This is a genomic window from uncultured Vagococcus sp. (genome assembly GCF_963518325.1).
Classification (GTDB): Bacteria; Bacillota; Bacilli; order Lactobacillales; family Vagococcaceae; genus Vagococcus_D.
The window spans coordinates 137,827-149,107 of the sequence record NZ_CAUQJB010000008.1 but is presented as its reverse complement, the minus strand read 5'-3'; the positions used below and the strand labels follow the sequence as shown (position 1 = coordinate 149,107).

11 protein-coding genes are annotated in these 11,281 nt (G+C 36.2%); 4 read left to right on the top strand and 7 right to left on the bottom strand.

All coding sequences use genetic code 11. The annotated features are described in order from the left end of the window. Nucleotides 1-1,017 precede the first annotated feature (1,017 nt). From RWN13_RS09415 to RWN13_RS09390, 6 genes are read right to left on the bottom strand one after another with little or no spacing between them, the layout of a single operon-like run. Entirely contained in the window at nt 1,018-1,953 is a 936-nt protein-coding gene (locus RWN13_RS09415; protein ID WP_314062605.1) for a hexose kinase, read from the bottom strand. 14 nt (nt 1,954-1,967) lie between these two features. Continuing rightward, nucleotides 1,968-2,969: a tagatose-bisphosphate aldolase gene (gene lacD, locus RWN13_RS09410; protein WP_314062602.1), complete on the bottom strand. Its 1,002-nt coding sequence runs from the start codon at nt 2,967-2,969 to the stop codon at nt 1,968-1,970. A 10-nt stretch (nt 2,970-2,979) separates the two neighbouring features. Next, nucleotides 2,980-3,498, bottom strand: a complete 519-nt coding sequence (gene lacB / locus RWN13_RS09405) for a galactose-6-phosphate isomerase subunit LacB (protein WP_314062599.1) — start codon at nt 3,496-3,498, stop codon at nt 2,980-2,982. Nucleotides 3,499-3,509: 11 nt separating this feature from the next. After that, nucleotides 3,510-3,938: a galactose-6-phosphate isomerase subunit LacA gene (gene lacA, locus RWN13_RS09400; protein ID WP_314062597.1), complete on the bottom strand. Its 429-nt coding sequence runs from the start codon at nt 3,936-3,938 to the stop codon at nt 3,510-3,512. A gap of 20 nt (nt 3,939-3,958) precedes the next feature. Further along, nucleotides 3,959-5,611: a lactose-specific PTS transporter subunit EIIC gene (locus RWN13_RS09395; protein ID WP_314062595.1), complete on the bottom strand. Its 1,653-nt coding sequence runs from the start codon at nt 5,609-5,611 to the stop codon at nt 3,959-3,961. A gap of 15 nt (nt 5,612-5,626) precedes the next feature. Then, nucleotides 5,627-5,935, bottom strand: coding sequence for a PTS lactose/cellobiose transporter subunit IIA (locus RWN13_RS09390; RefSeq protein WP_314062592.1), 309 nt, complete (start codon nt 5,933-5,935; stop codon nt 5,627-5,629). A gap of 208 nt (nt 5,936-6,143) precedes the next feature. On the opposite strand from RWN13_RS09390, the gene RWN13_RS09385 reads away from it, so the two are divergent. Together RWN13_RS09385 and lacG are read left to right on the top strand one after the other, a co-directional pair. Then, nucleotides 6,144-6,899: a DeoR/GlpR family DNA-binding transcription regulator gene (locus RWN13_RS09385; protein ID WP_314062589.1), complete on the top strand. Its 756-nt coding sequence runs from the start codon at nt 6,144-6,146 to the stop codon at nt 6,897-6,899. Nucleotides 6,900-6,919: 20 nt separating this feature from the next. Further along, on the top strand, nt 6,920-8,347 hold the full coding sequence (lacG, locus tag RWN13_RS09380; protein WP_314062586.1) for a 6-phospho-beta-galactosidase: 1,428 nt from the start codon (nt 6,920-6,922) through the stop codon (nt 8,345-8,347). A 406-nt stretch (nt 8,348-8,753) separates the two neighbouring features. Here lacG and RWN13_RS09375 read toward each other — a convergent pair whose 3' ends face one another. Next, nucleotides 8,754-8,894, bottom strand: a complete 141-nt coding sequence (locus RWN13_RS09375; protein ID WP_314062614.1) for a hypothetical protein — start codon at nt 8,892-8,894, stop codon at nt 8,754-8,756. Between the two features lie 534 nt (nt 8,895-9,428). Here RWN13_RS09375 and RWN13_RS09370 point away from each other — a divergent pair. Together RWN13_RS09370 and RWN13_RS09365 are read left to right on the top strand one after the other, a co-directional pair. After that, nucleotides 9,429-10,304 carry a helix-turn-helix domain-containing protein gene (locus RWN13_RS09370; RefSeq protein WP_314062583.1) on the top strand — a complete coding sequence of 292 codons (876 nt, stop codon included), beginning with the start codon at nt 9,429-9,431 and terminating at the stop codon, nt 10,302-10,304. 761 nt (nt 10,305-11,065) lie between these two features. Then, a complete protein-coding gene (locus tag RWN13_RS09365) occupies nt 11,066-11,242 on the top strand; it encodes a hypothetical protein (protein WP_314062581.1) in 177 nt (58 codons plus the stop codon). The last annotated feature ends 39 nt before the right edge of the window (nt 11,243-11,281 follow it).

Sequence of the window (11,281 nt, the reverse complement as noted above, 5' to 3'; positions counted from 1 at the left end):
AATGAATGTAATTTTATATAAATAACAAATGACTTTGAGCTACTTGAAGGGATGTCGCGTTTAAAGGGATTAGTTGAAACAACCTTTCATGACTTATTTTCATTCAGATCCCCTATGTGTCTCAGCGGTTAGCAATGTTTGAATATAACGAAAACAGCCATTTGAATGTACGCTTAAAGGTTACATGCCAGTTTTTTTTGAATTAGATAAAATAACGGAAAGTAGAAAGTGAATAACTAAGATTAGTCATCTCATTATTTTAATTAGTGGAGGAGTCGTTATCATTCGATTGATCGATCATGTTGCCACTCGTTAGTAACAGTTAACTATCAGTTTTTTTCACAATAAGCTGTGGTATATTTCAAATTATGTAAATGAGTATGTGAGAGAGCAGTTGAATCTTTTTTATGAAATAAGTGAAAGTTAAATTGATTTTTTTGTCGAATAGGATAAATGGATTTATAAAGATGATGAATGAAGAGTTAGTCTCTCGCTCATTATCTTTTTTGCGTCTTGAGAGTTCGTTTTATAGGAAAATTCGCGGTGTAACTGGAATAAGCCTGGATGCCTCTCTTTGCTTGCATGAAAGAAGGCATTGAAGCGAGTTGTCGATTGGAATTTAATTGATAAAGACGATGACTTATCCGCTATGGAGCTTAGTCCAGTTAATGATATGGAAATTAGATAGCTTATGGATCATGCCCGTATCAATTTGGTTAACAGTCGGCAAACTTACATGAAGGGAATTAATATAAGCGATTAATACGAAGGCTATACAGAATACAAAACTGAAGACTTATCAGTGGAATAAACTAATAGGATATCAGTTTTTGAATGGAGTTCCATAAGATCTGTGAGGAAATCTCAGCGAGCAGATTTTTAGAGGCTATCTCTTTTAGGTTGCTTGGTAAAATGGTAAAGGCTGGGACTATTGTCCCAGCCTCTTAAAGTGGTTTCAGAAAAGTTTGAACAAGTACTGTTGATAAGGAGATTAAAAGCTTTTGTCATGAGAGAAAATCAATTTTTTAATAAAATAATTTGATTGAAATAAGTCTCAAAATTGTTTTTGTTCACAAAACCAGTTTGACTTTCCATTGTATTTAGCATTCCTAGAGTCATAGCAGTTTTTAATGTCTCCTCAATATCAGCAGCCTTTTCTAGGGCGATGGCTAATCCCGCTACGGCAGAATCACCACTTCCTACTGGATTGATGACAGTTATCTTGGGAATTTTAACGCGGTAGAAATGTTCTTTAAATTTAACAAAAGCACCTTCTTTTCCTAAAGATACAACGATTAATGGAATACCAGCAAATAATGGTTCTCTCAATAGGTCTTTAAGTTTACTGTCATCATGTTGGATTTTTGTGTTGGTTAATTCTTCTAACTCTTCCAAATTAGGTTTAATAGCGTATGGTTTGAAGGCTGCTTCTAATACAGTCTTTAAATTGTCTCCAGACGTATCAAGGATCACTTTAGCTGAAGTATCCTTTAATTTTTTCAATAAATTAACATAATAAGAGGGTGGCGCACCATTAGGTAAGCTTCCTGATAGGGTTACAACAGACGCCTCTTTGCTATCGTCAATCAACACTTTTTCAAATCGTGCCAGCTCTGTTTTCGAGACAGTTGGACCTGTTTCCAAAATTTCAGTTTGTTGGTCACCATCGTGCAAAATCGCGATGCAGTTTCGTGTCTCACCCTTAATCTTAGCGAAATGATGGTCGATTTGTTGAGTGTCCAGTTGTTCTTCAATGAATGTCCCGAGTGCCCCACCTAAAAGTCCAGTGGCTTTAACTTGGACAGCCATTTGATGGATAACCCGAGTCACATTTAGCCCTTTGCCACCAGCGGTTTTTCTTGTTAACGTGCATCTGTTTACTTGATTAATAGCTAAAGAGTCAAGAGGATATGAAATATCAACAGATGGATTCAGTGTCACCGTTAAGATCATTGAAAGCCCCCCTTTTAGATGAATTTGCTATGCCAGGTTGTTGCTGTATGAGCTAATGTTTTATTTAACTCATCCATGTTTTGTTTTCCAGTTGTGCGCAGCCACTGTCGTGTGGCGGCTTCACCTTCATTAACAAACACATTGACACCCGCTTTCCAAGTTGCGCGACCACAAAGAACACCGTTGAATTCAGAGCCAGCTTCTCTTGCAAAATACAAGGTATCTTGAAATAATTTAGCACTGACGCCTGCGCTTAAGAAGATAAAAGGTAGTTTGGTTTGATTACTCTGTTCTTTAAAATAACCTAATGCCTCATCTCGAGTGTAAACCACATCATCTTCAGAACTAGCAAATCCTTCAACGTAATTCATATTAACAGGGACTTCCACTTTTAAAACATCTACATGGTAGCGGTCTTTCGAAAATTCAACCATCATGTTTGATACTTTATGGGGTTTTATTTTAGCGAATTCTTGACTGCCATTATCTGAATTAGTAGCATCATATGACAATAATTCTAAATAAAAAGGAATATCTTCAGCCAGACACTCAGAGCCAATCCGCTCAACAAAAGCATGTTTCCGCTCATTGATTTCTGCTGTTTCGTCTACATCATAATAAAGTAGAAATTTTACTGCATCAGCCCCATCTTCTTTCAGTCGCAAGGCAGAGTAAGTTTGAATCAAATCAGGGAAACGGCCTGCTTCTGATGCATCATAGCCAGTTTGCTCATAAGCAAGTAAAAGACCTGAGCCAGTCGCTTTAACTTTAGAGGCAGGTAAACCATATTCTGGATCCAATAAAATAGAGGAGGAATAGGGGGTTAGTTCCTCAGACACTAATTGTTTAAATTTAACAATGGCTTGCTCAGTATCACCTTCAAATCCTTCCGCAACTAACATTTTCCTTAAAGCTCCCCGCTGGTCAATCGCAAGAGCGGCAATGATACCAGTTGTGGTTGATAATTGTTCCATATGATAACGTTTGTTTTCAGTAAGACTTCGTTTTAATAACATGTTTTCCTCCTTAATCATGGTAAAAGCCAGCCTCCCATTTTGTGAAAAACTCATCAAAAAAATGGGGATCTTCTTGTGATGGATCAACATTTTCATCTAATTGACTGAGTTTTTGAATCAATCGCTTATTTTCGGGGGTTTCTAGATAATTTTCTTTAAAAAAAGCCTCGATAATGTCGCAAATAAGAAATGTGCCTGTTACTTTTCCACCAAAACCTAAAACATTAGCATTTAATTCCTTTTTGGCATATAACGCCGTTGTCATGTCTCTGACTAAGGCAGCTCTGACACCTGGCACTTTATTGACAGCATTAGTAATACCAACGCCAGTGCCACAAATAACAATCCCCTGATCGGCGATGCCCTTAGCAACGAGCTCGCCTACTTTTTTTCCGTAAATGGGGTAGTGGGTTCTAGTATAACCATGTGTGCCAACATCGATGACATCATGTCCTTTTTCTCTTAGGAAATCAGCGACATCAATTTTGATTCCAGTTACGATATGATCGCATCCAATTGCTATTCTCATTTTCATCCTCCTTAAAGCATTTTATTTAGCATGTCGACACGGATTTGATGGCGACCGCCTTCATAATCCGCTTCTAAAAATGCTAACACGATATTTTTAGCTAATTCGTTTCCAACAATTTCCTGGCCCAAGGTAATGATTCGAGAACTGTTATGTTCCCTTGTCATATAAGCGGAGCGTTCATCAGAAACTTCAGCTGCTATGATATCCTTATGTTTGGTGGCGGCAATAAAACTTCCAGCACCGTAGTCATCAAAGGCGATACCAAGGCCATTTTGATCGCGATGTAACGATGTTACTAAAGCTTCCACCGAGTCAACAAAATCTGGATGAGGTACCTCACTTAGGTCATGGACGTGATAGTGATGAGTGTTTAATTCTTTTTTTACCACCTCCTTAAGTCTGAATCCCTCTTGATTAGAACAAAGATAAACATTCATCACAATTCTCCTCTGTCTGATTATTTTAGTTTCGTGAAAACAAATTCTAATGCTTTTTCAGGTTCTCTGGTTAAATTGACATATTCAAGGCCAGTTGTTGACACTGCTTTGGTTTTAATGCCTTCTGTTTCACTTTCAAGTTCCGATAGCATGGAAGCCATTTGCGGAGCCAGTATAATTAAATCGAAATCCGCGATAATCTCTTTATGTTGACCATAGGCCATTGCTGTTGAATCAAGGGAGATATTTTTCTCTTTAGCGCCTTTTTTGATGGCATTGGCTAACATTGAACTAGTGGCTCCGTTAGCACAAAGCACGAGAATATTGTTACCTTTAATTGAATCATCTACTGCCAGAACGACTGGTTTATCATCTTGTATGTCAGCCAGTCCTTCATGGCTCTGACCAGCGGCTTCTTTTGCTAACATCTCGCTGTCATACACTTTAAAGAATGGAAAGTAAATGAGGAAGTCTACCACTAATAAAATTCCCACTAACACAATCGATAGTAAGGCAAAGCCTGTTCCCATGACTAAACCTAATGGTCCAGGGGTTGTCCAAGGTAAGTTATAAATAAACCCATTCATTCCTATCACATCGACAAAAAACTTAAACAACCAAACATTGATAATGGGGGTTATGATAAAGGGAATAAAGAAGATTGGATTTAAGACCAGTGGCGCACCAAACAAAATCGGTTCATTAACACCAAACAAGACGGGGACAGCTGAGGCTTTCCCCATGGTTTTTAATTGTTTGGACTTTGCTAGAAAGGCAAACATTAACGTAATCACTAGGGTGGCACCTGTTCCACCTAATGTAGCGACAAAATATTGGGTTCCTTGAGATAAAATCTTATCGGCATGTGCTCCCTCCTGATACAGTTGTAAATTCATGGTGACATTTGAGAGATAGATTGCAGAGACAGCCGGTTCCACAATCGAAGGTCCATGAATCCCGACAAACCAGAAGAAGGCCATAGCGCCAAAAATCAAAGCTAAGCCAAAATAGCCGTCAGCAGCAGTGAAAATTGGTTGAAATACTTCTAATACTTTTTCTGAGAAACCAACCTTAAATAAGTTTCTAAATCCTAAATCAAATAACCAAAACATAGTAGTGGATACCGTTATGGGAATCAAATCTTTAAAGGTTTGTGAAATATTCCCAGGTACTTCCTCTGGCATCTTAACCGTAATATTATGTTTAATGCAGAAACGATAAATATTAGGAACGACAAACCCAACCACAAAGGCCGTCAATAATCCTTTTGTTCCCATAAAACCTAATGATAAGTTTCCATCTACAAAATCAACACCAATCAAAATAAATCCAATAAAAGCTGCTAACATGGTCGATGTATTATTAATTTGATTGGTTTTCGGCAGTTTGTTATTAAAATTATCAGTTAAACTCTTAGCAACTGTTGCAGACATCATTAAACCTAAAATGCCCATTGACGCATTGTATGCCTTCATTAATGTTGCTTCAACACCAGAACTCCAATAAAAATTAAAAATATTAGGAACATATGCCACTAATAAAAAAACACTTGAGAACAGGATGATTGGAATCAAACTAATAAATCCATCACGAATGGCTCGTAAATATGGATTGTTGGAGATTTTTTCGAAAAACGGTTTCATTTTTTCAATTCGATTAATCAAAATATTCATTTTTTCTCCTCTTTCCTATTTTTTATAAATATTGATTAAGTGTTTCATCGTATCTTTTAATAACATTGTCGTCATCAAGTGATCTTGAGCATGAACCATAATGAACCCAATTTCTACATTTTCTCCACCAGCTTCCATCGCTAATAGTTTTGTTTGCGACTTATGGGCTTCCATTAAGCTGGCGTGAGCTTCTTCGATTAAGACATCTGTCCTAGTAAAATCTTGAGCTTCGGCTGCATTTAATGCCTCCATTAACTTTGATCTGGCCTCACCTGCAAAGGCGACAACCTCAAAACCAATCATCGCGACTTCTTCTTTATTCATAACTACTCGTCTCCTTTTCATCGTATTTTTAAATAATATCGGTTACAAAAACATGATATACCGGGTACATGTTCTTTGTCAATCCTTTTTTGTTCGATTGTAGTTTTATTTTGTTTTCTGTTGTTTGTTTTATGTTCGTTGACAAACTGTAATTTATATAATAAACTTGAATTGAACATTAACTAACATTGGGGAAGGGTGCTTTCTTATGAAAATAAATAGACAAGAAAAAATTATTGAATTATTACAAGAAAAGAAAAGACTGAAAGTAGCGTTTATTGCTGAGAAATTGAATGTGACTGAAATGACCGTTAGGCGAGATCTAAAAGAGATGGAGCAAGAGGGATTATTAACGCGGATGCATGGTGGCGCAAAATTGAATGAAAAGAATGAGTTATCTTTTTCGGAACTAACTCATCTAGAGAAGAAAAATATTCATTTGCAAGAGAAAAGTGAAATTGCCCAATCCATTGCTCAATTAATTGCCAATGGAGAAACGATTTTTTTAGGATCTGGTACAACAATCGAGTTCGTATACGATTATCTGACTGTTGAGGAAGCAAGAATTGTCACTAACTCCATTCATGTCTTTGACAAATTCAAACATGATAGTCGGTTTGATTTGATTCTTATTGGTGGCACTTATAGAGGAAAAACAGGTTCATTTGTCGGAACCATCACTAATGATTTTATTGAAACAATCTATGTTGATAAAGCGTTTATTGGTGTCAATGCTATTTCTGAGAATTATGTGTTTAATTCCAATGAAGAAGAGGGACTGTGTCAAAAATTAATATTAGACAGTGCGAAGGAAAAATACATCGTAGCTGACCACAGTAAATTTAATAAACAAGATTTTTATCGTTTTTATAGTCTTGATGACATTGACTATTTAATTACAGATAGTCAATTGGATTCAGAGACATTATCAGTGTATCAGCAAATTGTGACCGTCATTAATTAAGTGTCTAGGAGGACTGTGTTATGAATCAATTTGAAGAAGACTTTATATTTGGGGCAGCGACAGCAGCGTATCAGGCAGAAGGAGCTGTCAACCTTGGTGGGAAAGGGAAGACCTATTGGGATGACTATTTAAAGAATCAAGGCGTTTTTGATCCAAGCGTTGCCAGCGATTTTTATCATCAATATCCAGAGGATTTGTCATTATGTCAGCAGTTTGGTGTCAATGGTATTCGCCTCTCCATTGCTTGGTCTCGTATTTTTCCAGATGGTACGGGAGAACCCAATCAGAATGGCATTGATTTCTATCATGCTCTGATTGATGAGTGCCTAAAAAATAAGGTTGAGCCATTTGTGACACTCCATCACTTTGATACACCAGAAGCATTATATAAAAAAGGAGATTGGTTATCAAACGAAATGGTGGATGCTTATGTTGACTTTTCAAGTTTTTGTTTTAAAGAATACTCAAGTAAAGTCAACTATTGGATTACAATTAATGAACCCTGGTCCGTTGTGGCTGGCCAATATATCATTGGCCATTTCCCACCAAATATCAACTACGATATCCCAAAAGCGATTCAATCGATGCATAACATGTTAGTCGGGCACGCCCGTGTCGTAAAGATCTTTAAAGAAACTAACTATCCTGGTGAAATCGGTATTGTTCATATTTTAGAATCAAAATATCCCATCGATGAGCTTCCTTCAAGTGCTCAAGCTGCAAAGAATGAGCACCTTGTCGCAAATCAGTTTCTTCTTGATGGCTCATTAATAGGAAGTTATCAAGAAGATACCATGGACATCATTAACAAGGTGCTGGAAAAAAATAAGGGTGTGTTAAAGACAACACCAGAAGAATTTGAGGTGTTGACTTTAGCAGCTGAACAACTTGATTTTCTTGGAATTAATTATTATGCCAGCCATTTCTTATCTGCTTATGATGGCGAGTCGCTTATTCATCATAATGGTAGTGGTGAAAAAGGTAGTAGTATTTTCGCTCTTAAAGGAATTGGTGAGCGAGTCAATAATCCAGCGATTCCTGCGACTGATTGGGACTGGCCGATTTATCCCCAAGGGTTATTAGACATGTTAGTCTACATAAGTAAAAGATATCCTCATTATAACAAGTTGTACATAACCGAGAATGGAATGGGAGATAAAGATATTCTTGAAAATGGCACGGTTGCAGATGATAACCGCATTGAGTATGTCTTTCTGCATTTAGAAGCCATTCAACAAGCCATTTCTCAAGGCATTAATGTCAAAGGTTACTTTATCTGGTCTTTAATGGATGTCTTTTCATGGACAAATGGTTACAATAAAAGATACGGATTGTTTTACGTGGATTTTGACACGCAAAAACGTTATCCTAAAAAGTCAGCCCACTGGTTTAAAACACTAAGTAGTTCTAAACAATTGATTTCTTTAGATAGTTTTAACTCAATTTAGAACTTCATCACCCATCATTTATAGGTGGGTGATGAAGCTTATTCGCTATGAGAGTGGCCATTGGTAACTTGAAATTGACTAGTCGATTAGTAAATTATTTTTCTTTAACATGTAAAAATGAGATTAAGTGAGAAAAAAATAGAAAGGAAGCGGCATCTATTTTTGATGATAGACGATGCCAACTAATAATGGTTTCTTTTGATGAGCAATTCGTTAAAAGAGGGCATATTATTTGCCGATTAACAGGCAATAAGTGGTTGCTTAAATAAGTAAAGAGATGAGGTCTCCTTTTAGTTAGTTCAATTCCTTTATAAATAGACCTGACAAAGTCAGAAATGTTAGTAGGTGAAAAGCCATAATCCCTTGACCATTCCGATATTTTACCTTCAATCCGCTTCTAAAACTGTCAGAATAGAGAGTCATATGACTCACCCCAGCCATAGTCACCAAACGCTTCAATCATTTCTTTTTCAGAAACAGTCCGACCAATTTCTAAGTCCGCAAATCTTTCTTCAATTAGGTATTGATCGTATTTTTTTTGCTTCATAATAGTTAGTTATAAAGGAAGGCACGAGGGAAATGAACATAGCTAACCAATTATTTGAGAAGCATAATAGGACGATATCCAATTTTAGGAACGTAAATGGTAATAAACTTGAAAAAAATAAAGATTAGAACATTTATGATATGCGAAAATAATAACTCGACATCTTAAAAGTTTAGCTGGTCACGATACCTTCTTAAACCCTCACTTTTTACTAAGACCACGATGCGTCCAAACGAATCATATAGTCACTAATGAAATCAGTAATCTAGCAACACAATAAAATGAAAAAATCCCTTACTAAGTGAGCTTAGTAAGGGACGCTATATAGCAAGTAAGTCGTTGGAACATAGTTATCATTAATCTGAGAACTAAGGTCCTACTACGACTAAACCGCCTCCGCGTGGTGTGATTATTACGATGTCCATTAACTATCCCTCCATTTCGTTTCTAATGAGCCTCTTCTTATGTTACCATAGAATTAATTGAGTCGGTTATATTTTGCATATGTGAATAACTTTCTAAGGAGAGATTACTATGTACTATGGAAATTTTTTTAGAGAACTAAGAAATGAAAAAAGAATGAGTATCATTGAAGTTTCTGAAGGGATATTATCAGTCGGGCAATTATCAAAGTTTGAACGAGGGTTAAACGATGTATCTCTGTCAAAATTTGTCAAATTGCTTAATAGAATAAATATCACCTTAGAAGAATTTGATTTGCTGTGTAATAATTACGAGAAGAGCAACCTCCAACAATTAGTAAAACAGATTAGAAAGGCTTATACGAATCGAGATACTGAGGAATTATTAAGACTATCAAATGAGGAATATTCAAAATGGCAGCAGACTGGAAATATAAATAACAGATATAATTATTTGATGATATCAATTATGAACGATGAATTAAATGATTGTAAAACAGTCAAGGATGAAGATGTAGAATTACTGACAGATTATTTATTTGCAATAGACGATTGGACGTATTATGAAATTGTACTATTTGGCAATTCCATATCGGCAATACCAATCCAAACAGTGATCATCTTATCGGAAGAAATTTCTCGTAAAACAAAGTTTTTTCAAAGTAATAATGAACACCGAAAGATGATTATTCATATTTTACTCAACGCTAATCTGATTTGCCTACTAAACGACAAAATAGATCAAAGCTATCAATTTCAACAAGAAATTGATCAGTTGATCAATTCTCAAACCTACCTGTATGAGAAAAATCTTCTGATGTATTCTGAAGGATTGTATTTATTAAAAATAAATAAAATAGCCGAGGGGACTAAAAAAGTCAATCGGGCATTAGAAATTTGCAGAGAGCTAGAATCATTTAAGTTAGCGGATAGTTACATGACTTATTTTAACGAAATCATGGCGAGTATCTCTGAAGGTCAGGAATGAGGATAAGATGAAAAATTCAGGGTGAAACGCTCTGTTTTTTTTTTGTTGTGAAGAAAGGTGTTCCGATCAATTAGTCGATTAGGGGGCTAAACCTGTTGCAAGGACATGGGATATTTAGAGAAAGTATAGTTAATATTGGAGATTATATGGAAAAATATTAATAGCTTTTTAAATGCTGATAATGAATCAAAGCCACCCACTATGAAAGTAGATGCATTTGGGGACATTCACATGATGAAATAACCAGGAGAAGAGGGCAAAGCAAGTCAATTTAGTAACTGATAGTGAATGTAGTTTGGTTCGAATCACCTGGGGCTTTGATTAGATTAAACGATAAAGCAACTTCCCTATAAATAGGAGTTCATGGGCTTAGGTACTGAGCAAGTGATGACAGCTGAACAAAGAGGGTGGTGGGATCATAAGTGCCAAATCTCTTGTTTTAAAAAAATAAGGAACTAGAAATACCGCCAAATCAAACTCCTTGATTTGGCGGTATTTAAATTAGTTAAAGGTTTTGTTCTAGCTTAGTTTCTTACATCTGCATCAACCTACATCATTTATCAATGGATAAAACTCAACCTGCTGAAATTCTCTATAAAAAATGTTGAGTTAGACATGAAAAGGCATCAGTTAGACATGAAGCAAGGTTTGAGTAAATAATTCATGATAACTTAGAGTCAGCAACAGGCCAGTGCTAAAAAATTGAGAACGTATAGCGCAATACTGGATCTCAAAAACTAAAAGAAGAAGAGGATGTTAATATGAGCCAAGACGAAAACAAGAACTTGAAAAAAGGAAATAACGACACACCAGATACTGTAGGAAAACAGGAGGAGAAAGATGATGAGGCAGAGGGATACGCGTATTGCTCTACTCATAAGCAAAAATGCTTGAATGATTGTGCCTTTGGCGGCCCAGCAGTTTCTCATATCAACTAAGAAAATTATGGTTGGTGACTAGAATTAGCTGACGATCAG